General features: G+C 74.6%; 4 protein-coding genes and 1 pseudogene. 1 reads left to right on the top strand and 4 read right to left on the bottom strand.

Annotated elements, in window-relative coordinates:
* Positions 1–11: 11 nt before the first annotated feature.
* The 3 genes and pseudogenes from VET29_RS02330 to VET29_RS02320 form a co-directional block, all read right to left on the bottom strand.
* Positions 12–8,414, bottom strand: a pseudogene (locus tag VET29_RS02330) (type I polyketide synthase); the annotation flags it as partial.
* Between the two features lie 36 nt (positions 8,415–8,450).
* Complete coding sequence (locus tag VET29_RS02325; protein ID WP_324913858.1) at positions 8,451–21,101, bottom strand: type I polyketide synthase; 12,651 nt, start codon at positions 21,099–21,101, stop codon at positions 8,451–8,453.
* Positions 21,102–21,153: 52 nt separating this feature from the next.
* Positions 21,154–22,257, bottom strand: coding sequence for an NAD(P)-dependent alcohol dehydrogenase (locus tag VET29_RS02320; RefSeq protein WP_324913856.1), 1,104 nt, complete (start codon positions 22,255–22,257; stop codon positions 21,154–21,156).
* Positions 22,258–22,535: 278 nt separating this feature from the next.
* Between VET29_RS02320 and VET29_RS02315 the strand changes: the two genes are divergently transcribed.
* Positions 22,536–23,135, top strand: a complete 600-nt coding sequence (locus VET29_RS02315) for a TetR/AcrR family transcriptional regulator (RefSeq protein ID WP_324913854.1) — start codon at positions 22,536–22,538, stop codon at positions 23,133–23,135.
* A gap of 19 nt (positions 23,136–23,154) precedes the next feature.
* Here VET29_RS02315 and VET29_RS02310 read toward each other — a convergent pair whose 3' ends face one another.
* The gene (locus tag VET29_RS02310) at positions 23,155–23,730 is read right to left on the bottom strand and encodes a helix-turn-helix domain-containing protein (protein ID WP_324913852.1); all 576 of its coding nucleotides are present in this window, start codon (positions 23,728–23,730) and stop codon (positions 23,155–23,157) included.
* Positions 23,731–23,775: the final 45 nt, after the last annotated feature.

Below are 23,775 nucleotides of genomic sequence, written 5' to 3'. Positions count from 1 at the left end.
GCGCACCCCGGTCAGTTGATGGTGATTCCGAATTCCTTGCCGACGAAGTCGTAGAGCTCCTCCGCCGATGACCCGTCGAGCTCGCCGGTCAGCTCACCGTCCGATGTGGACGCGAGCGGTTCGTCGCGCCCGCACCGGGCCAGGAGCCCTTCGAGGCGGACCCGCACCTGGCGGGACAGCACGGCGTCCAGATCCGATGTGGACAGTGCGGTGTCGAGCCGGTCGAGCTCGCGGAACACGTATGTCTCGACGGACATCCCGTCGCCGGCGAGCTCGCGGAGCAGGTACTCCGCGAGGGCTCTCGGCGTCGGGTGGTCGAACACCAACGTCGCCGGCAGCCGTCGCCCGGTCGCCGTGCTCAGCCGGTTGCGTAGATCGACGGCGGTCAGCGAGTCGAAGCCCTGCGCGGTGAACGCCAGCTCGGCGTCGACCCGGGCCGGCTCGGCGTGCCCGAGCACCGTGGCGACCTGGTTGCGGACCAGCTCGTCGAGCAACGCGCCCTGGTCGGCGGGCGCCAGCGCGGCGAGCCGGTCGGCAAGCCCGCCGGCGACCACCGTCTCGCCGCCGGCCGCGCGCCGGGCGGGCCCGCGGACCAACCCGCGCAGCAACGCCGGCAGCGCATCTCCCTGACCACGCAACGCCCTCGTGTCCAGCCGCATCGGCAGCAGCCACGGTTCCGGCCGGGTGAGCGCGGCGTCGAGCAGGGCCAGTCCCTCGTCGACGTCAAGGGCCGCCATGCCGGCCCTGGCCATCCGCTGGAAGTCCGCCTCCCGCAGGTGGCCGGTGATCCCGGTCGCCCGCGCCCACAGGCCCCACGAGAGTGCGGTGGCCGGCAGCCCCACGGCATGCCGGTGCCGGGCGAGCGCGTCGAGGAACCCGTTGGCCGCCGCGTAGTTGGCCTGCCCAGCGCCGCCGAGTGCCGCCGCGGCGGAGGAGAAGAGCACGAACGCGGCGAGGTTGGCGTCCGCGGTCAGCTCGTGCAGGTGCCACGCCGCGTCCACCTTCGGCCGCAGCACGGCGGCGAGGCGTGCCGCGGTCAGCGAGCCGACCACGCCGTCGTCGGCCACCCCCGCCGCGTGCACGACGGCCGTCAGCGGGTGGTTGGCCGGCACGCGGGCCAGCATCGCGGCGACCGTGTCCCGGTCGGCGAGGTCGCACGCCACGACCACCGGGTCCGCACCCAGCTCGACCAGCTCGGCCACCAGCCGGTCCGCGCCGGGCGCGTCGGGACCGCCGCGGCTCGCCAGCAGCAGGTGGCGGACCCCGTGCGCGAGGTAGAGGTGCCGGGCGACCAGACCGCCGAGGACACCGGTGCCGCCGGTGACGAGCACGGTGCCGGCGCGGTCCAGCGGCCGGTGTTCGGCGACCTCGTCGGTGGCCACCCGGCCGACGCGCGGCACGAGCGCTCCGCCGGGCCCGTACGCCACCTGCGGCTCGCCGTGCGCGAGCGCGAAGACGACGGCGGCCCATTCGTGCTCGGGGTCGGCGTCGACGAGCAGGATCCGGCCGGGGTTCTCGGTCTGCGCGGACTTCAGCAGCCCCCAGGCCGCGGCCGCCGGCAGGTCGGCCCCGGCCGCGCCGGAGGTGACCACGACGAGCCGCGTGTCGGCGAACCGTTCGTCCGCGAGCCAGCGCTGCGCGAGCGCGAGGACGTCGCGGGCGAGCGCGTGGGTGGCCTCGACGACGGGACCGGGCGGGCAGGACGGCCGGACGACGAGGACCTCCGGCACGGGCGCGCCGCCGTCGAGCGCCGTGCGGAGCCGGTCGAGATCCGCGTACTCGGCGACGCCGGGCTCCGCGGTCACGCCGATCGCCGCCCAGCGCCCGCGACCGGGCTCGCCGGCCGGGGTGAGGGGGACCCAGCGGACGGCGAAGAGCGAGTCGCTTTCCGTGGGCCGGGTCCTGGTCAGCCCGTCGGCGGAGAACGGCCGCCACCGCACGGAGTCCGCCGTGAGCACCGGGACGCCGGCCGGGTCGCACACCACGACCGAGGCCGCGTCGACGCCCGCCGGGGCGAAGCTGACACGCAACGCCGTCGCGCCCGAGGCGTGCAGGGTGACCCCGCTCCACACGAACGGCAGCATCGGCTCCGCACCGTCGGTCAGGGTCCTGTGCAACACCGCGTGCAGTGCGGCGTCGAGCAACGCGGGGTGCAGCGCGAAGCCGGCCACCGTGTCCCGTGCCGGCTCGGGCAGCGCGATCTCGGCGTGGACCTCCGCTCCCCGCAGCCACGCGCGCCGCAGCCCCCGGAACGCGGGCCCGTACTCGTAGCCCTGCTCGGCCAGCGTCTCGTAGGTGTCCGCGACGTCGAACTCGGCCGCACCCTCGGGTGGCCACTCGGCGGGACCGCTCACGGTCGCCGGGCCCGCGGTCACGAGCGTGCCGGTGGCGTGGCGGGTCCACGGCGAGTCGTCGTCGGGGCGGGAGTGCACGTCGAGCTGCCGGCGGCCGGCGTCATCCGCCTCGCCGACGGTGACCTGGAGCGCGACCGCGCCTTCGGCCGGCACGACGAGTGGTGCGGCGAGCGTCAGCTCCTCGACGCGCCCCGCGCCCACCTGGTCGCCCGCGTGCACCGCGAGCTCGAGGAAGGCCGTGCCCGGCAGCAGTACCGTGCCCGCCACGGCGTGGTCGCGCAGCCACGGATGTGTCGCGAGCGAGAGCCGCGCGGTCAGCACCACCCCGGTGCCGACCGCCAGCTCGACCGCGGCGCCGAGCAGCGGGTGCCCGGTGTCGCGCAGCCCGGCCGCCGCGACGTCGCCGGTCACCGGGCCGGCCTGGTCGAACCAGTAGCGGTCGCGGTCGAAGGCGTACGTCGGCAGGTCGACCGGCCGGGCGGCGGAGAACAGCCGGGCCCAGTCGATCGGGACGCCGCTCACGTGCAGCTCGGCCGCGGAGGTCAGGAACCGGTCCAGGCCGCCTTCGTCGCGGCGGAGCGTGCCGGCCGACACGACGTCGGTGTCCCCGGCGGTCTCCTGGATGCCCATGGCCAGCACCGGGTGCGGGCTGATCTCCACGAACACCGTGTGGCCCGCGGCGAGCAGCGACCGGACCGCGTTCTCCAGCTCGACGGTCCGGCGCAGGTTGCGGTACCAGTAGCCGGGGTCCATGCCGGCGGTGTCGATCTCGTCGCCGTACACCGTGGAGTACAGCGGCACGGCGCTCGATCGCGGCGCGATGGGGTCGAGCACCGCGAGCAGCTCGTCCTCGATCGCCTCGACCTGCGACGAGTGCGAGGCGTAGTCCACCGGGACGCGGCGGGCCCGGACGTCCGCGGCGGTGAGCGCGGCGAACAACGCGTCGAGCGCGGCGGGCTCGCCCGCGACCACGGTGGACGACGGCCCGTTCACGGCGGCCACCGAGAGCCGGCCCGCCCATGGCGCGAGCCGGTCGGCGACCTCGGCGGCCGGCAGCGCGACCGACATCATCCCGCCACCACCGGCCAGGGCCAGCAACGCCTTGCTACGCAACGCCACGACCCGCGCGGCGTCCGGAAGCGACAGTGCGCCGGCCACACACGCGGCCGCGATCTCACCCTGCGAGTGCCCGACGACCGCGTCCGGCGTCAGGCCGACCGAGTCCCAGAGCTGGGCGAGGGACACCATCATCGCGAACAGCACGGGCTGCACGACGTCGACGCGGTCGAGGTCCGGCGCACCGTCCACGCTGCGGACCACGTCGAGCAGCGACCAACCCGTCAACGGGTCCAGCGCCGCCGCACACTCGGCCATCCGCTCCGCGAACACCGGCGAGTCTTCCAACAACCCCACCGCCATCCCGGCCCACTGCGCACCCTGACCGGGGAACACGAAGGCGACCCGGCCCGCCGGGCGAGCCACGCCGGTCACGACGGCGGGGTTCGGCCGGCCGGCCGCGAGTTCGACAAGGCCTGCCCGCAGGCTCTCCTCGTCGCGCCCCACGACGACTGCCCGGTGCTCGAAGCGCGTGCGCGTCGCCACCAGCGAGTAGCCGACGTCGGCGAGCGGCCACGGGTCCGCACCGTCCAGTTCGGACAGCAGGCGGGCCGCCTGCCCGGCGAGGGCGGTCGCGCCGCGCGCGGAGAGCACGAACGGCACCGCGGGCGGCGGGGCGGCCGGTCCGAGTTCTCCGTAGGCGGGGGCCTCCTCGAGGACGACGTGGGCGTTGGTGCCGCTGGCCCCGAACGAGGAGACCGCCGCGCGACGCGGCCGGCCGTCCTGCGTCCACTGCCAGGGCTCGGTGAGTAGCCGGACCGGGCCGTCCGCCCAGTCGACGTGGGACGTCGGCTCTCCCGCGTGCAGGGTCCGCGGCAGGACCCCGTGCCGCATCGCGAGTACCGCCTTGATCACGCCGCCGACGCCCGCCGCGGCCTGGCTGTGGCCGATGTTCGACTTCAGCGAACCCAGCCACAGCGGCCGGTCACGGTCCTTTCCATACGTCGCCAACAGCGCCTGCGCCTCGATCGGGTCACCAAGCCTGGTGCCCGTGCCATGCGCCTCGACAAGGTCCACATCGGACGGGTCCAACCGCGCGTTCGCGAGCGCCTGCCGGATCACCCGCTGCTGCGCCAGGCCGTTCGGCGCCGTCAACCCGTTCGACGCGCCGTCGGAGTTGACCGCAGTGCCCCGAACCACCGCCAGCACCCGGTGCCCGCGACGTTCCGCCTCCGACAACCGCTCGACGAGCAGCATGCCGACACCCTCGGCCCACCCCGTGCCGTCCGCCCCTTCGGCGAACGCCTTGCAGCGGCCGTCCGCCGACAGCGCCCGCAGGCGGCTGAACTCCACGAAGGTGTTGGGCGTGCACATCGCGACGACACCGCCCGCGAGCGCGAGGGAGCATTCGCCGGCACGCAGGGCCTGCACGGCCATGTGCAGCGCCACCAACGAGGACGAGCACGCCGTGTCCACGGTGACCGCCGGACCCTCCAGCCCGAACGTGTACGCGATCCGGCCGGACATCACACTCGCCGCGTTGCCGGTCATCAGGTAGCCGTCGAAGTCCTCGGGGCGGCCCGGCAGCAGGTCGGGGTAGTCCTGCCCGTTGGAGCCGACGAACACGCCGACCCGGTCGCCGCGGACCGTGGTCGGGTCGATGCCCGCCTGCTCGAACGTCTCCCAGGTCGTCTCCAACAGCTGCCGCTGCTGCGGGTCCATCGACACCGCCTCCCGGGGGGACAGGCCGAAGAACGCCGGGTCGAACTGGGCGAGGCCGGTCAGGAACCCGCCCTCCCGGGTGTAGCTGGTGCCGGGACGGTCGGGATCGGGGTCGTAGAGGGCGTCGAGGTCCCAGCCGCGGTCGGCCGGGAAGGTGCTGACCGCGTCGACGCCGTCGGCGACCAGCCGCCACAGGTCGGCGGGGGACGCGACACCGCCCGGGTAGCGGCAGGCCATCCCGACGATCGCGATCGGCTCCCCCGCGCCGGCGCCGGCCCCTTCCGCCGCGACGGTCTCGGTCGCGGCCGACCCGGTCGCCTCCGCCAGCAGGTACTCGGCCAGCTCTGCCGGGGTGGGGTGGTCGAACGCGACGGTGGTCGCCAGCTCCAGCCCGGTCGCGGCACGCAACCGGTTGCGCAGCTCGACCGCGCCGAGCGAGTCGACCCCGACGTCCTTGAAGGAGCGGGTGTCGACCACGTCGTCGACGCGGGCGTAGCCGAGCACCTCGGCAGCCGCGCTCCGCACCAGCACGAGGGCGGCGGCGGGGCGGTCGCCCTCGGGGACGTCCTGGAGCCACCGCCCGGTCGGCCGCGGCGCGGGCGCCACCGGTACCGGCTCGTCGAGGTGGGGCCGGTGCTCGGTGTCCGGCCGGAGCCAGTACCGCGTGCGCTGGAAGGGATAGGTGGGCAGGTCGACGGTCCGGGCGCCGGGGAAGAAGCCCGTCCAGTCGACCGTCGTGCCGCGAACGTGCAGCTGTGCCAGTGCCGTCACGGCGGTCCGCACCTCGCCGCGGTCGCGGCGCAGCGTCGGCACGGCCACGCTCTCCTGGACCGTCTCGCTGATCATCGGGGTGAGCGCGGCGTCCGGCCCGACCTCGAGGAAGGTGGTCACTCCCGCGCCGGCCAACGTCGTGATCCCGTCGGCGAACCGCACGGTCGCACGGACATGCCGGGCCCAGTAACCGGCATCCGTGCCGCCGAGGATCTCGCCGGTCACGTTGGACACCAACGGGATCACCGGTTCGCGGAAGGTCACCGCCGCCAGCTCGGCCCGGAACTCGTCCAGCATCGGCGCCATCAGGGCGGAGTGGAACGCATGGCTCACGGTGAGTCGCTTCGTCCGTCGACCCGACGCCGCCAGCCGCGCCGCCTCCGCCTCCACCACCTCCGCGTCACCGGTGAGCACCACCGACCGCGGGCCGTTCACCGCGGCGATCTCCACCCCGGCGGTGATCTCCTCCTCGGCCGCCTCGACCGCGACCATCGCGCCGCCGGCCGGGAGTGCCTGCATCAACCGCCCTCGGGCCGAGACGACCCGCGCGGCGTCCTCCAGCGACCACACACCGGCGACGTACGCGGCGGTCAGCTCACCGATCGAATGCCCGGCAACGAAGTCCGGCCGCACGCCCCACGACTCGAACAGCCGGTAGAGCGCCACCTCGACCGCGAACAACGCCGGCTGAGCCCACCCCGTCTGCCACAGAACGAAATCCGGATCCTCGAAAATCACCTCACGCAACCCCGGGCCAAACGCCGCGCACACCTCGTCCAGCGCCTCGGCGAACACCGGAAAGGCCGCTGCCAGTTCCCGGCCCATCCCCGCCCGCTGCGCACCCTGGCCCGTGAACACCACCGCCAGGGATCCCGGCACGGCGGTACCCCGCACGACGCCGGGGCCGCGGCCGTCGTCGGCCAGTGTCCGCAGTGCCGCCGTGAGCTCGGCACGGTCGGCCCCGAGGACCACGGCGCGCTCCTCGAACGACGCCCGCGTGGCCACGAGCGAGGCCCCGACATCGACGGGCGCATCCTCCACTGTGGACAGATGGGTGGCCTGCGCACGCAGTGCCTCCGTCGACCGCGCGGACACCACCCAGGGCACCAGCGCGGGCGTGTCCCCGCGTGGTTCGGCCGGTTGCGGGGCGGGCGCCTCCTCCAGGATCACGTGCGCGTTGGTGCCGCTGGCGCCGAACGCCGAGATCCCGGCGCGGCGGGGCCTGCCGAGGTCCGCCCAGTCGCGTGCCTCGGTGAGCAGCCGCACGTCGCCGGCCGTCCAGTCGACCTCGGGCGTGGGCTCGTCGGCGTGCAGGGTCTTCGGCATCACCTTGTGCCGCAACGCCATGACCATCTTGATCACCCCGGCGACGCCGGCGGCGGCCTGGGTGTGACCGAGGTTCGACTTCATCGACCCCAGCCACAGTGGACGGTCCCGGTCCTGGCCGTAGGTCGCCAGCACGGCCTGGGCCTCGATCGGGTCGCCCAGCCTCGTGCCCGTCCCGTGTGCCTCGACGACGTCCACCTCGGCTGCCGACAACCGCGCGCTCGCCAGCGCCTGGCGGATCACCCGCTGCTGGGAGGGACCGCTGGGCGCGGTCAGGCCGTTCGACGCGCCGTCGGAGTTCACGGCCGAACCCCGGACCACCGCCAGGATCCGCCGGCCCCGGCGCACCGCGTCCGACAGCCGCTCCACCACGAGCACACCGGCGCCCTCGGCCCAGCCCGTGCCGTCCGCCGAGGCCGAGAACGCCTTGCACCGCCCGTCCGGAGACAGCCCGCGCTGGCGGCTGAACTCGAGGAACTCGCCCGGTTCGGACATCACCGAGACCGCGCCGACCAGTGCCGTGGTGCACTCGCCCGCCCGCAGCGCCTGCGTGGCGAGGTGCAACGCCACCAGCGACGACGAGCACGCCGTGTCCAGGGTGACCGCGGGGCCCTCCAGCCCGAACGTGTAGGAGATCCGCCCGGACAGGAAGCTCGCGATGTTGCCGGTCAGCAGGTAGCCCTCGTAGCCCGGTGGCGCCTGGTGCATGGCCAGGTAGTCGAGGTTGGTGAAGCCCGCGAACACGCCGGTCGCGGACTCGCGGAGGCTGTGGGGGTTGATGCCGGCCCGCTCGACCGCCTCCCACGAGGTCTCCAGCAGCAACCGCTGCTGCGGGTCCATCGCCAGGGCCTCCCGCGGCGAGATCCCGAAGAACCCGGCGTCGAACTCCGCGGCACCGGCGAGGAAACCGCCTTCCCGGACGTAGGTGCGGCCCGCGGCGTCGGGATCGGGGTCGTAGAGGGCCGACAGGTCCCAGCCCCGGTCCTCGGGGAACGGGCCGATGGCGTCCTGGCCCGCCGCGACCAGGTCCCAGAGCCGCTCGGGGCTGTCGACACCGCCCGGGAAACGGCAGGCCATGCCGACGATGACGACCGGCTCGCCCTGCGTCACCTCGTCCAACCGGCGGCGCAACCGCTCGTTCTCCTTGACCGAGCTGCGCAGTGCCGCGACGATCTCGTCGGTCGACGTTGCCACGATCCCTTCCTTCCCAGTCTCTTGTGGTCAGTCCCGGCCGGACGCCATGCGCACGAGGTCGTCGATGCCGAGCTCGTCGATGTCGTCGACGCCCGTATCGCCGGTCGGGGCCGCGTCCCGTGCCGCCAGGTCGCGCAGCGCCTGGAGCACGCCGGAGCCGCGCAGCTCCTCGCCGGAGAGGCCGGCGAGGAGCCGATGGATCTCGTCGTGTTCCGCCGCGGTCCGCGCCGGGGCGCCGGACAGCGACCGCAGGTGCGCCGCGATCTTCGCCGGTGTCGGGAAGTCGAAGACCAGTGCGGCGGGCAGGGTGAGGCCGGTCGCGGCGGCGAGCCGGTTGCGCAGTTCCACCGCGGTCAGCGAGTCGAGGCCGACCTCCCGCAGGGCGCGGTCCGGGTCGACGCTCGCGGGTGCGGCGTGCCCGAGCACGCTCGCGGTCGTGGCGCGGACCAACTCGAGCACGTGGCGTTCCCGCATCGCGGGTGGCAGCCCGGCGAGACGGTCGGCCAGCGTGCCGGCGGGCGCCTCGCCGGTCGCGGTCGCCGCGGCGAGCGCCTCGGCGACCTCCGGCAGGTCGCGCAGCAGCGGGCTCGGCCTGCGCACGGTGAACCCGGCGTGGAAGCGGACCCAGTCCATGGCGGCGACGGTCACGGACGGCTCGCCCGCCCCGACCGCCGCGGCCATCGCGGCAAGAGCCGGCTCGGGATCCATGGTGCGCACCCCGGCACGGTCCAGCAGCACGCGCCGGTCGTCGGTGAGCATGCCGCCGGTGCCCCACGAGCCCCACGCGATCGCGGTCGCCGGGCGGCCCCGGGCGGCACGCCACTGGGCCAGCGCCTCCAGGTACGCGTTCGCAGCGGCGTAGGCGCCCTGCTCGCCGCCACCCCAGACGCCCGCGCCGGAGGAGAACAGGACGAACGCGTCCAGGGGCTTGTCACCGAGCGCGGCGTCGAGGTTCCTGGCGCCCTCGACCTTCACGGTCAGCGCGTCGGCGAACTCCGCCACCGACGTCTCCGCGATCGGCACGTACGTCACCACACCGGCGGCATGCACGACCGCGTCGACCGGACCCACCCGGTCGAGCAGGCCGGTGACGGCGGCGCCGTCGGCCACGTCGCACGCGACCGCCGTCGCGCGTGCCCCGGCCGCGGTCAGCTCGGCACACAGCTCCTCGGCGCCGGGGGCGGCAGGCCCGCGCCGGCTCACCAGGACCACGTGTTCGGCGCCCGACCGCACGGCCCACCGCGCCACCCGCGCGCCGAGCGCACCGGTGCCGCCGGTGATCAGCACCGTCCCGCGGGGACGCCACGGCGCGGCGGCCACCCGCGGCGCGTGCTCCAGCCGCCTGGCCAGGATCCTCCCGCCGCGCACGGCGACCTGGTCCTCGCCGGTCACCCCGCTCACCACCGCGGCGAGCAGCGCGGCCTGCTCCGGACCGGCCGGCAGGTCCACCAGGCCACCCCAGCGGTCGGGCAGCTCGAGTGCGGCGACCCGGCCGAGGCCCCACAGCATCGCACCGTCCACATCGGACGGCGCGTTGCCGTCGACGCCGACGGCACCGTCGGTCACACACCACAGCGGCGCCCGGACTCCCGCGTCACCGAGGGCCTGCACAAGCGTGACGGTGTCGGCGACGGGCCGCCGGCCGCCGGGCAGCGACACGACGCCGGCCAGCTCACCAGGCAGCTCACCGAACAGCTCGCCGGACAGTCTCGCCGCCAGCGCGGCGCGGTCCTCCCCGCTCACCCGCAGCACCACCGGTTCGGCGCCCGCCACGGCGAGCGCGCCCGCGACCTCGACCACACGGTCGTCCTGCTCGCCGTGCTCGCCGGCGACCACGAGCCAGCGTCCACTGAGGACGGTCGACGCCGGCACGGGCACCGGCCGCCACGCGATCCGGTAGCGCCACGAGTCGGCCAGCGCACGCTCGCGATGGCGTGCGCGCCAGGATGTCAGCGCGGGCAGGACGTCCGCGAACGAGTCCGCGCCGAGCTCACCCGGCGCGACGAGCTCGGCGAGCCGGGCACCGTCCCGCGCGTCCACCGCCCGCCAGAAGTCCGTCTCCGCCGGATCGGCCGCGGCACGCGCGGATGCGGGTGTCAGCCAGTACCGCTCCCGTTCGAAGGGGTAGGTCGGCAGCTCGACGATGGGCGCGGCGCCGAACAGGCCGGTCCAGTCGACCGGCACGCCACGCACGTGCAGCTCGGCCGCGGATGCCAGGAACCGTTCCATGCCACCGTCGTCACGGCGAAGAGTGCCCACCGACACCGCCTGGACGCCCGCGCTCTCGCACGTCTCCGCGACCCCAATGCCCAGCACCGGGTGCGGGCTGACCTCCACGAAGGTGCCGCGCCCGGCGGCCAGCGCCGCTCGCACCGCGTCCTCGAAGCGGACCGTGTGCCGCAGGTTGCGGTACCAGTACCTCGCGTCCATCCCGGACGTGTCCAGCACCGCGCCGGTGAGCGACGAGTACACCGGCACGGTCGCGGGAACCGGTTCGATTCCGGCGAGCTGCCCGACGAGCACGTCCTCGATGGCCTCGACGTGTGCGGAGTGGGAGGCGTAGTCGACCGGGACGCGGCGGACCCGGACGTCCGTCGCGGCCAGTTGCGCCTCGAGCTCGTCGAGCGCTTCGGTGTCGCCCGCGACGACCGTCGAGGCCGGCCCGTTGACCGCCGCCACCGACACCCGGTCCCCCCACTGTTCCAGTCGTACGCGCACCGCCTCGGCGGGCAGTGCGACCGATGTCATCGCGCCGCCACCGGCCAGGGCCAGCAACGCCTTGCTACGCAACGCCACGACCCGCGCGGCGTCCGGAAGCGACAGTGCGCCGGCCACACACGCGGCCGCGATCTCCCCTTGAGAGTGCCCGATCACGGCTTCCGGCAGAACCCCAAGAGAACCCCACAACCGGGCGAGCGAGACCATCACGGCGAACAGGACCGGCTGCACGACGTCCACCCGGTCCAGCCCCGGCGCGCGGGGGACGCCGCGGACCACGTCGAGCAACGACCACCCCGTCAACGGATCCAACGCCGCCGCACACTCGGCCATCCGCTCCGCGAACACCGGCGAGTCTTCCAACAACCCCACCGCCATCCCGGCCCACTGCGCACCCTGACCGGGAAACACGAACACCACCCCGGAGGTCGCGCCGGCGCCGGTGACGACGTTGGCCGCCGGGTGGCCCGCCGCGAGCGCCGCCAGCCCGGCCCGCAGGGTCTCCTCGTCCCGTCCCACGACCACCGCGCGGTGCTCGAACCGTGGCCGTGCCGCCACGAGTGAGTACCCGATGCCCGCCGGGTCGCCGGTCGCGGCGGCGAGCCGTGCCGCCTGCGCACGCACGCCGGCCTCGGTCCGCGCGGAGAGCACCCACGGCACGGCGGCCGGCTCGTGGTGCGGGGGCGGCACGAGCACCTCCGCGGGCTGTTCGAGGACGACGTGGGCGTTGGTGCCGCTGATGCCGAAGGACGACACCGCCGCGCGCCGCGGCCGGCCGGCCACCTCCCACGGCTGCGCCTCGACGAGCAGCCTGACGGCGCTGTCCGCCCAGTCCACCTGGGACGTCGGGGTGCCGGCGTGCAGCGTCTTCGGCAGCAGGTGGTGCCGGAACGCCTGGATCATCTTGATCACGCCGCCGACGCCGGCCGCGGCCTGGCTGTGGCCGATGTTCGACTTCAGCGAACCCAGCCACAGCGGCCGGTCACGGTCCTGCCCGTACGTCGCCAACAGCGCCTGCGCCTCGATCGGGTCACCAAGCCTGGTGCCCGTCCCGTGCGCCTCGACAAGGTCCACATCGGACGGATCGAGCCGCGCGTTCGCGAGCGCCTGCCGGATCACCCGCTGCTGCGCCAGGCCGTTCGGCGCCGTCAACCCGTTCGACGCGCCGTCGGAGTTGACCGCAGTGCCCCGAACCACCGCCAGCACCCGATGTCCGAGGCGTTCCGCCTCCGACAACCGCTCGACGAGCAGCATGCCGACACCCTCGGCCCACCCCGTGCCGTCCGCCTCCTCGGCGAACGCCTTGCAGCGGCCGTCCGCCGACAGCCCGCGCTGACGGCTGAACTCCACGAACGTGCCGGGGGTCGACATCACGGTCGCGCCGCCGACGAGCGCCATGTCGCACTCCCCGGTCCGCAGCGCCTGCACGGCCATGTGCAGCGCCACCAACGAGGACGAGCACGCCGTGTCCACGGTGACCGCCGGACCCTCCAGCCCGAACGTGTACGCGATCCGGCCGGACATCACGCTGCCGGTGTTCCCGGTGAGCAGCACTCCTTCCAACTGCTCGGGCATCTGGTCCAGCGGCGGGGCGTAGTCGTGGTACATGATCCCGGCGAACACACCGGTCCGGCTGCCGCGAAGGCTGGTCGGGTCGATGCCGGCGTGCTCGACGGCCTCCCACGACGTCTCGAGCAGCAGCCGCTGCTGCGGGTCCATGGCGAGCGCCTCACGCGGCGAGATGCCGAAGAACGCGGCGTCGAACTCGGCCGCGTCGTGGAGGAAACCGCCTTCGCGGGTGTAGCTCCGGCCCGGCCGGTCGGGATCGGGGTCGTAGAGGTTGTCGAGGTCCCAGCCCCGGTCGGTGGGGAAGGTGGTGATGGCGTCGGCGCCGGACGCGACGAGCCGCCAGAGGTCGTCCGGCGTGCGCACGCCGCCCGGGTAGCGGCACGCCATGCCCACGACGGCGATCGGGTCGCCGCTGTCCGCGACCGTGGCGACGGGCGCCGTCGTCGCGCGCGGGTCACCGCCCAGCAGGGCCGCGAGGTGGGCGGTCAGCGCGTCGGGCGTGGGGTGGTCGAACAGCAGGCTCGCCGGCAACCGCAGACCGGTCGTCGCGTTCACCCTGTTCCGCAGTTCGACCGTGGCGAGCGAGTCGAACCCCAGCTCCCTGAACGGCCGGCCCGGGTCGACGGCGGCTGCCGAGGAGTGCCCGAGCACGAGCGCCGCCTGTGCCAGGACGTGTTCGCGAAGCGTCGTCTCACGCTCGCGTGGCGGCATGGCCGCGAGCCGGTCGCTCAGGCTCCGCCGCCCGTCCTCGGCGCCGGCGGTCACCCGGCGGGTGGGTGGGCGGACGAGCAGCCGCAGCAGCGCGGGCACGCCGTCCTGCTCGGCGCGGGCCCGGACGACGGCGCCGTCGAACCGGATCGGCGCGAGCAGCGCGGCGGGTTGCCGGACGGCGACGTCGAACAGCGCCAGGGCGTCCTCTTCGGACAGTTCGCCGACCCCGGCGCGGGACATGCGCGCGAGGTCCGTCTCGTCGAGCCGCTCGCCCATGCCGGTGGACCGGCGCCACAGGCCCCAGGCCAGCGACTGCCCCGGCAGCCCCTGGCCGCGGCGGTGCGCGACCAGCGCGTCGAGGAAGGTGTTGGCGGCGGCGTACGCGCTCTGTCCGGCCGCGCCGACGAGCCCGGACACGGACGAGAACAGCACGAACGCGGACAGCGGCAGCTCACGCGTCAGCTCGTGCAGGTGCCAGGCGGCGTCGACCTTGGGTCGGAGCACCGCGGCGACCCGCTCCGCGTCGAGCGAGGTGAGCACGCCGTCGTCGAGAATGCCGGCCGCGTGCACCACACCGCGCAGCGGGCGGTCCGGCGGGATGGCCGCGAGCAGCTCGGCGACGGCGTTCCGGTCGGCGAGGTCACATGCCGCGACCCGCACGTCGGCGCCGAGCCCGGCAAGCTCGGCGGCCAGCGCCGCGGCCCCGTCGGCGTCGGCGCCGCGGCGGCTGGTGAGGAGCAGGTGGCGGACGCCGTGGCTGACGACCAGCCGCCGCGCGACGAGCCTGCCGATGCGGCCGAACGCCCCGGTGACGAGCACGGTGCCGGTCCCGTCGAACCCCGGCTCCGGCTCGGCCGGCACCGCCCGGGCCAGCCGCGGCGCGGTGAGCTCGCCGTCGCGGATGGCAACCTGCGGTTCGCCGGTGGCCACGGCCGCCGGCAGCAGCGCGACGCCCGAGGAGTCGGCGTCGACGAGTACGAACCGCCCCGGGTGCTCGGTCCCCGCGCTGCGCAGCAGGCCCCAGACGGGCGCGTAGGCGAGGTCGGTCACCGGCCCCGGTCCGGCCGCGCCCGAGGTGAGCACGACAAGGCGGGACTCGTCGAACGTGTCACCCGTGAGCCAGTCCTGGACCAGTGCCAGTGTCTCGGCGGCCCTGGAACGCGCCGTCGCGGGCAGGCCGTCGGGATCGGGCGCCTCCGCCGCGACGGCGACCACCACGTCCGGCACCGGTGCGCCGGCGACGATCTCGGCACGCAGCGCGGTCAGGTCCGGGCTGCGGGTGCCGGCGAGGTCCGGGTGGTCGCCGAGCACCACCCACCGCGAGGTGTCCACGGTGGACCGCGTGGCGGCGGGGAGCCACCGCACCTCGAACAGGGCGTGGCGGGCCGGGGCGCCCGCGTCGCGGAGGGCGTCGGGGTCGACTGGTCGCCACAGCAGCGCACCGACGGTCGCGACGGGCTGTCCGGTGCGGTCGGCGAGCGCGATCTCGGTGGTGCCGGGTCCGGTGCGGCGCAGCCGGGCCCGCAGTGCCGTGGCACCCCGCGCGTGCAGCGTGACGCCGTTCCAGGAGAACGGCAGCCGCCCGGTCCCCTCACCCGCGACCAGGTCGGCGTGCAGCACGGCGTCGAGCAGAGCCGGATGCAGCCCGAACGCGTCCGCGTCCGCCTGCTCGCCCGGGGGCAGCGCGACCTCGGCGTACAGGTCGTCACCGGCGGTCCACACCGCGGTCAGCCCGCGGAAGGCCGGCCCGTAGCCATAACCGGCCTCGGCCAGGTTCTCGTACGCCGCGTCGAGGTCGACCGGCTGCCCGTCCGGTGGTGGCCACTCGGTGAGCGCCACGGGGGCGGTCTCGCCGGTGTGCGCGGTCCCGGTCGCGTGGAGGGTCCAGTCGCCGTCCTCGTCCGGCCGTGCGTGGATCGCCAGCCCCGCGCCGTCGTCGCCCGGTCCGCGCACGCTCACCTGGACGTGCACGTGACCGTGCTCGGGCAGGACGAGCGGCGCCTGCACGGTCAGCTCGGCGACCTCGGTGAGCCCGGCGAGCGCGGCGGCGTGCGCGGCCAGCTCGACGAACGCGGCGCCGGGGAGCATGACGGCGCCGAGGATGGTGTGGTCGGCGAGCCACGGCTGGGCCCCGGTGGCGAGCCGGCCGGTGAGCACGAGCCCGCCGTCGTCGGCGAGGTGGACCGCGGTGCCGGCCAGCGGGTGACCGGCCGGCCCGGTGCCGAGCCAGAAGCGTTCGTGCCGGAAGGGGTAGGTCGGCAGGTCGACGGCGCGGGCACCGGGGAACAGCGCCGCCAGGTCGGCCCGGCACCCCCGGACATGGAGCCGCGCCACGGTCCCGGTGACGGCCCGGACCTCGTCCCGACCGCGGCGCAACGTGGACACGACCGCGGCCTCCGGCGCCACCTCGGCGATCATCGGCGTGAGCGCGGCATCCGGTCCCACCTCGACGAACGTGGTCACCCCGTGTGCCGTCAACGTCGTGATGCCGTCGGCGAAGCGGACCCGCTCGCGGACATGGCGGACCCAGTAGTCGGGACCGGTGTCGCCGGCGATCTCACCGGTCAGGTTGGACACCAACGGAACCACGGGCTCATGGCAGGTGACCGACGCCAGCACCGCCCGGAACTCGTCCAGCATCGGAGCCATCGACGACGAGTGGAACGCGTGACTCACGTCGAGCCGCTTCGTCTTGCACCCCAACGCCTCCAGCCGAGCGGACTCGGCCAGCACCACGTCGGCGTCGCCGGTGAGCACCACCGACCGCGGCCCGTTGACGGCCGCGATCTCGACGCCCGCGCCGATCTCGTCCTCGGCCGCCGCCACCGCCACCATCGCGCCGCCGGCCGGGAGCGCCTGCATCAACCGGGCCCGCGCGGCCACCACCCGCACCGCGTCCCCGAGCGACCAGACACCCGCCACGTACGCGGCCGTCAACTCACCAATCGAGTGCCCAGCAACGAAATCCGGCACCACACCCCACGACTCCAACAAACGGAAAAGCGCCACCTCGACCGCGAACAACGCCGGCTGCGCCCACCCCGTGTGCCCCAGAACGACATCCGGATCCTCGAAGATCACCTCACGCAACCCCGGGCCGAACGCCGCACACACCTCGTCCAGCGCCGTCGCGAACACGGGATGGCCGGCGTACAGCTCCCGGCCCATGCCCACCCGCTGCGCACCCTGCCCGGTGAACACCAGCGCGAGCCGCCCGCCCGTCACGGTGCCCCGGACCACGAGCGGCGAGCGCTCGTCCGCCGCCAGCGCGCGCAACCCCGCCGCCAGCTCGTCCCGGTCCCCACCGACGACCACGGCGCGGTGCTCGAACGACGGCCGGGTGGACACCAGCGACCAGCCGACGTCCATCGGTTCGCTATCCGGTTCGTCCGCCACAGTGGACAGTCGGGACGCGGCGTTTCGCAGCGCCTCGGCCGACTTCGCCGACACCGCCCACGGCACGACCGGCGGGCGCGACAGGCTCCGCGGGGCGGGCGCGGCCGCGGGCCCCTCCGCCAGGATCACGTGCGCGTTCGTCCCGCTGATCCCGAACGACGACACCGCCGCCCGGCGCGGGCGCTCCCCGCGTGGCCACGGCACCGGTTCGGTCAGCAGCTCCAGCGCGGAGGCGGGCCAGTCGACCTGCGGGGTCGGGTCCTCGGCGTGGAGCGTCCTCGGCAGCGTCTCACGTTGGAGGGCGAGCACCATCTTGATCACACCGGCCACGCCGGCGGCGGCCTGCGTGTGCCCGACGTTCGACTTGAGCGACCCCAGCCACAGCGGCTCGGCGCGGTCCCGGCCGTACGTCCCGAGCAACGCGTGCGCCTCGATCGGGTCGCCGAGCGGGGTGCCGGTGCCGTGCGCCTCCACGGCGTCGACGTCGGACGGCGACAGTCCCGCGTCGGCCAGGGCGGCCCGGATCACCCGCTGCTGTGACGGGCCGTTCGGCGCCGTCAGCCCGTTCGAGGCGCCGTCCTGGTTGACCGCGCTGCCCTGCACGACGGCGAGGACACGGCGTCCGTCGCGGACGGCGTCGGACAGCCGCATCACGACGAGCACGCCGGCGCCCTCGGCCCAGCTCGTCCCGTCGGCGCCCGCGGCGAACGCCTTGCACCGCCCGTCCGCGGCGAGCCCGCCCTGCCGGTCGAACTCGACGAACATGCCGGGGGTCGAGAGCACGGCGACCCCGCCCGCGAGCGCGGCCGTGCACTCACCCGCACGCAGGGCCCGCACGGCGAGGTGCAGTGCCACGAGCGACGAGGAGCACGCGGTGTCCACCGTGAGCGCCGGCCCTTCCAGGCCGAGGGTGTAGGCGATGCGACCGGACATGACGCTGGGCGTGGTGCCGGTCAGCAGGTACCCGGCGGACGTCTCCGGCGCCTCGTGGGCGCGCGGGCCGTAGTCCTGGGTGGTCGCGCCGATGTACACGCCGGTGGGGGTGCCGCGCAGGGTCGTGGGATCGATGCCGGCGCGTTCCACCGCCTCCCACGCCGTCTCCAGCAACAGGCGCTGCTGCGGGTCCATCGACCGGGCCTCGCGCGGCGAGATGCCGAAGAAGGCCGCGTCGAACCCGGCCACGTCGTCGAGGAAGCCGCCGGAGTGGGCGCCGGTAGAACCGGGGCGGTCCGGGTGGCGGAGCGCGTCGAGGTCCCAGCCGCGGTCACGGGGGAAGCCGGTGATGGTCTCGCCGCCGGCCGCCAGCAGGTCCCACAGCACCTCGGGCGTCGCGACGCCGCCGGGCAACCGGCACGCCATGCCGACGATCGCGACGGGTTCGGCGTCGTCGGCACGGGTCGTGACGCCGTCCGCGCCGGCGGCGGGCGCACCGGTCAGCTCGTCCAGCACGTGCCGGACGAGCGCCTCGGGCGTCGGGTGGTCGAAGATCACGCCCCCGGGCAGCCGGAGCCCGGTGGCGGCCGCGAGCGCCGCCGACAGCTCCGACGACATCATCGAGTCGAACCCGAGGTCCCGGAACGTCATCATCGAGTCGAACCCGAGGTCCCGGAACGTCCGGGCGGGGTCCACGTCGCTCGGACGCCGCCCGATCACGCGGGCCACCTGGCGCAGCACGAGACCGGGCACGTCGACGTCATCGGCCGGGGGCGCCGGTGTACCCGCGGGGACGGTCACCGCCGGCGCAGCGGCGCCGTCGAGCCGGTAGGGCGTGCGCTGGAAGGCGTAGGAGGGCAGGTCGACGGCGTGGGCATCGGGAAAGAAGTCCACCCAGTCGACCGGGACACCCCGCAGGTGCAGGATGCCCAGGGCACGCACGACGTCCCGGACCTCGTCCCCGTCGCGGCGCAGCGTCGGCACGGTCACCCCGTCCGGCGCGCAGTCCCGCAGCATCGGGGTGAGCGCGGCATCGGGCCCGACCTCGAGGAAGGTGGTCACGCCCTCGGCGGACAACATCGCGACGTGGTCGGCGAAGCGCACCGTTTCGCGAACATGGCGGACCCAGTACTCGGGGTCACCACCACCCCGGCCGGCCAGCGGAACCGTCGGTTCGCGGAAGGTGACCGACGCCAGCACGGCACGGAACTCGTCCAGCATCGGCGCCATGAGCGAGGAGTGGAACGCGTGGCTGACCCGGAGCCGCTTCGTCCTGCGCCCCAACGTCTCCAACCGCGCCGCCTCGGCCAGCACCACGTCCGTCTCGCCGGTGAGCACGACCGACCGCGGACCGTTGACCGCCGCGATCTCCACCCCCGCCGCGATCTCCTCCGCACCGGCCTCGACGGCCACCATCGCGCCGCCCGCGGGCAACGCCTGCATCAGCCGGCCCCGCGCGGCCACCACCCGCACCGCGTCCTGGAGCGACCAGACACCGGCCACGTAGGCGGCGGTCAGTTCCCCGATCGAGTGCCCGGCGACGAAGTCCGGGCGCAGTCCCCACGACTCCAGCAACCGGTACAGCGCCACCTCGACCGCGAACAGCGCCGGCTGAGCCCACCCCGTCCGCGACAGCACCTCGTCCGGGTCCTCGAAGATCACCTCCCGCAGGTCCGGCCCGAACGCGGCACACATCTCGTCCAACGCCGCGGCGAACACCGGGTACGCGGCATGGAGCTCCCGGCCCATCCCCACCCGCTGCGCGCCCTGACCCGTGAACACCACCGCCAAAGAGCCCGGATCCGCACGCACGGCGGCGACGTCGCCGTCGGCCAGCGCGGTCAGCTCGGCCACGAGGCCGGCCCGGTCCGCGCCGACGGCGACCCCGCCGAACTCGAACGCCGACCGCGTGGCGACCAGCGACCACCCGACGTCGGCCGGCGCCGCGTCCACAGTGGAGAGACGGGCCGCCTGACCGCGCAACGCCTCCGGCGACCTGGCCGACACGAGCCACGGCACGACGACCGGCACGACGACCGGCACGACGTCCGGCTCGGCCGGCGGCCGAGGCGCCGCGGCGGCCGGCCACTCGGCGAGCACGACATGGCAGTTGCTCCCGCCCATGCCGAACGAGCTGACGCCGGCGACCAGCTCGCGGTCCGGCGCCGGCCACGGCCCGGTCTCCCGCGCCACGCTGAGGTTCAACCGGTCCGGCTGGATCGCCGGGTTCGGGGTCTCGTAGTTGAGGCTCGCCGGAATCCGCCGGTGCCGCAGGCTGAGCACCGTCTTCAGGAAGCCGACGATCCCCGCCGCGCCGCTGAGGTGCCCGACGTTCGTCTTCGCCGACCCGACCACGACCGGGTGCCGCGGTGGCCGAGCGGCGCCGAGCACGGCCCCCAGCGCGGCCGCCTCGACGGGATCCCCCGCCCTGGTACCGGTGCCGTGCAGCTCGACGTACTGCACCTCGGCCGGGTCGACGCCGGCACGCCGGTACGCGGCCCGCAGCACGGCCTCCTGCGCGGCCGCGCTCGGCGTGGTGAGCGTGTCGCCGCCACCGTCGTTGTTGGTCGCGCTGCCGCGGATCACGCAGTGGATCCGGTCGCCGTCGGCGACCGCGCGGGCCAGCGGCTTGAGCAGGACCGCGGCGCCGCCCTCGCCCGGCACGTAACCGTTGGCACGCGCGTCGAAGGTGTAGCAGCGGCCGTCCGGGGACAGCCCGCCCCACCGGTTCGCCAGCACCAGGCTCTCCGCGAGCAGATGCAGGTTGACCCCGCCCGCGATCGCCAGCTCCGACTCCCCGGCACGCAGGCTCGCGCACGCCAGGTGCACGGCGACGAGCGACGACGACTGCGCGGTGTCGACCGCGATGCTCGGCCCCCGCGCGCCGAGCACGTAGGACATCCGGTTGGCGATGATCCCGCGCTGGTTGCCGGGCATGGCGTGGTGGCCGCCGTGCGCGAGCGCGGGACCATGCAGGAGTTTCGCGTGGTCGTCCATGTTCACGCCGACGAACACGCCGAGCGCCCGGCCCGCCACCGTGCCGGGCATGATCCTGGCGTCCTCCAGCGCCTCCCAGCCGAGCTCCAGCATGAGCCGCTGCTGTGGGTCGACGAAGGGTGCCTCGCGCGCGGAGATCCCGAAGAAGTCGGCGTCGAAGCCGTACACGTCGTCGAGGAACGCACCCCACCGCGGGACCTCGGCGTGGTCCGGCCACCGGTCGGCGGGCCCCTCGCCGACGGCGTGCTCGCCGGCCACCAGCAGCTCCCACAGCCGCCCGGGGTCGGCCGCGCCCGGCAGGCGGCAGGCGATGCCCACAACGGCGATGTCGGTCGTACGGTCCAGATCACGCATCGGGCAGCCCCAGAACGAAGTCCGTGGATGTGGAGGGTGCGGTCGGTCGCGGCTAGGCAGCCGGGTGCAGCACGACGGGTTTCACCGTCGCGCCGGACTCGGAGTCCGCGACCGCCCGGTTGAGCTCGTCGAACGGGTAGGTCCGCACCAGCCGGTCGAACGGGAACCGGCCGGCCTGGTACAGCGCCACCAGGTGCGGGATGAGCAACCCCGGCACGCTGTCGCCCTCGATCACGCCGCACACCCGCCGGCCCATCAGCTGGGTGAGGTCGAACGCGGCGTCCTGCCCGGCGCCCGCCGAGCCGGCGATGGCGGCGGTCCCGCCCATGGCGAGCACCGCGAGCGCGGATCTGGCGGTCTGCGGCAGCCCGACGGCGTCGACGGCGTAGCCGACACCGCGGCCGGTCAGGTCCATGATCTGGCTGACGGTGTCCGGTCCGGGCGTCAGCACGTCGGTCGCGCCGAGCTCGGTCGCCAGCTCGCGGCGCGGCGCGTGCAGGTCGGTCACGATGATGCGCGCGCAGCCGGCGACCCGCGCGGCCATCACGGCGGCCAGGCCGACGGCGCCTGCGCCGAACACCGCGATCGCCGAACCCGGCTCCGGGTCGAGGACACGCAGCACGGTCCCCGCACCGGCCTGGAGTCCGCAGCCCAGCGGGCCGAGCAGCGCCAGCGGCGCCGTGTCCGGCACCTTCACCACCGACCGCTCGCTGACCACGACGTGCCCGGCGAACGCCGACTGGCCGAAGAAGTGTCCGTTCAGCTCCACGCCCCTGGCATCCCGGTACGCCGTGCTGCCGTCGGCGCGGCGGCCCCGCAGGTTCAGCGGGCCCCACGCGTCGCAGTGCATCGGGTGCGCGCTCAGGCAGTTCCGGCAGCGTCCGCAGTGGAGCGGCGCGAGCACCACGGGGTCGCCCGGCGCGACGGTGGTCACCCCGGCGCCGACCGCGGTGACGACACCGCTGCCCTCGTGGCCGAGGATCGCCGGTAGCCCCGGGGGAAGAACCTGGTCACGCACCAGCAGGTCGGTGTGGCAGACGCCCGACGCGACGAGCCGGACCGACACCTCGCCGGGGCGCGCGTCGCCCACGGTCACGTCCTCGAACACGAACTCGGCGGCCTTCTCGCGCAGCACGGCGGCTCGGGTGTCGGTCATCGCTCTCCTGAGGTCTCGTCGACATGGCCGGCAAGCTCCGGCCCCAGTCCACGATCAGGCGATTCGGGATGCCGAACAACCCCTACAAAGCCCTACTGTCCATTGCGGACGGACGCGCCGCCGCAGCGCGACCTCGAACCACGCTCTACGCGCGAGTCCCGCGTTCAAACATAGCGAGTCCCGCGTTCGCACATACCGAGACCACACATTAAGGTGAGACACAGCCCGGTTGAGACGGACACCGTAGCGGACGGTGTCCCCGGCTAGTAGGGCCACGGGTGATCACGCTGGCAGGTAACGGTTCGCCGCGTGCCGGGCGCCCCAGGCGCGCGGACGCCCGACGCAACCACGAGCAGTTGGTCGAGCAGGCACGCATCGCGTTCGCCGAGTCCGGCGTGGACGCCTCACTGGACGAGATCGCCCGGCGCGCCGGGGTGGCCAGCGGGACGCTGTACCGGCACTTCCCCACGAGGCTGGATCTCATCGAGAAGGTGCTCGCCGAGCGGATCGCCGAACTGGTCGACCTCGGCAACCGCCTGTTGACCGCCGAGGACGAGTTCGACGCCTTGCACACCTGGCTGCGTGCCGCGGTCACGCATGCCCTCACCTATCGCGGCCTGGCGGCCTTCGTGATGAACTCGGCCCTCGACCGCGCGGACGACCCGGTGCCGACCTGGCACGCGGAGATGTTCGCGGTGGCCGCCGCCCTGCTGGCACGAGCGCGCCGGTCAGGCACGCTCGTCGCCGGCGCGGACGACACGGACGTGCTGCGGATGGTCAACGCCATCGCCTGGGCCGCCCAGGACACCCCGGACAGCTCGGCCCAGGCCGACCGGCTGCTCGCCCTCCTCGTGCACGGACTACGCCCCCGAGCCTGACGGTCCGGGGCTGCTTCCGTCACGCGGACGGAAGCGGCGCGGCGCGGACGAACTCCTCGAGGGTCAACTCGATGAGGCCGGCCAGCGTCCGGTCGTTCGTGGGCTGGTTCCAGCGGTTCCTGGCGACGAAGAACACCGCGACCGCCGTCCACGCGGTGACGAGGGCCACCGGCTCGGCGGTGCCCCGGTCGCGGAGTGCGGCCGCGATCCGGTCGGCGAGCGTGGCGCGCTTCACCAGCTCGCGTTCCCGCAGCTCACGGCTCTCGGCGATGACGCGACCGAGCTCGACCGCGCCCTGGCGGTACTGCTCGTAGAGCGTGTCGGCGGCGAGCCTGAGCCCCGCCACGGCGGCGTGCAGCGGGTCGACGGAGTCGGGCTGGGCGCGGATCTCGGTGGCGATGAGCTCGTCGGAGTCCGCCTGGCCGGCGAAGACCACCTCGCGCTTGTCGGCGAAGTGATGAAAGAAGGTCCGCCTGTTCATGCCGGCTCGCTCGGCGATCTGAGCGACCGTCGTCTTCTCGAAGCCCTGTTCGACGAAGAGCGCCAACGCCGCGTCGCGGAGGCGTCCGAACGCGTCCGGTTCCCATCTGCCCACGGCCTCAGCCTACCGTGATTGCACTCAGTGGCATCAGCGCTGTAC

This window comes from Actinophytocola sp., assembly GCF_035634895.1.
GTDB lineage: Bacteria > Actinomycetota > Actinomycetes > Mycobacteriales > Pseudonocardiaceae > Actinophytocola.
This window is presented reverse-complemented; position numbering and strand designations above follow the sequence as displayed.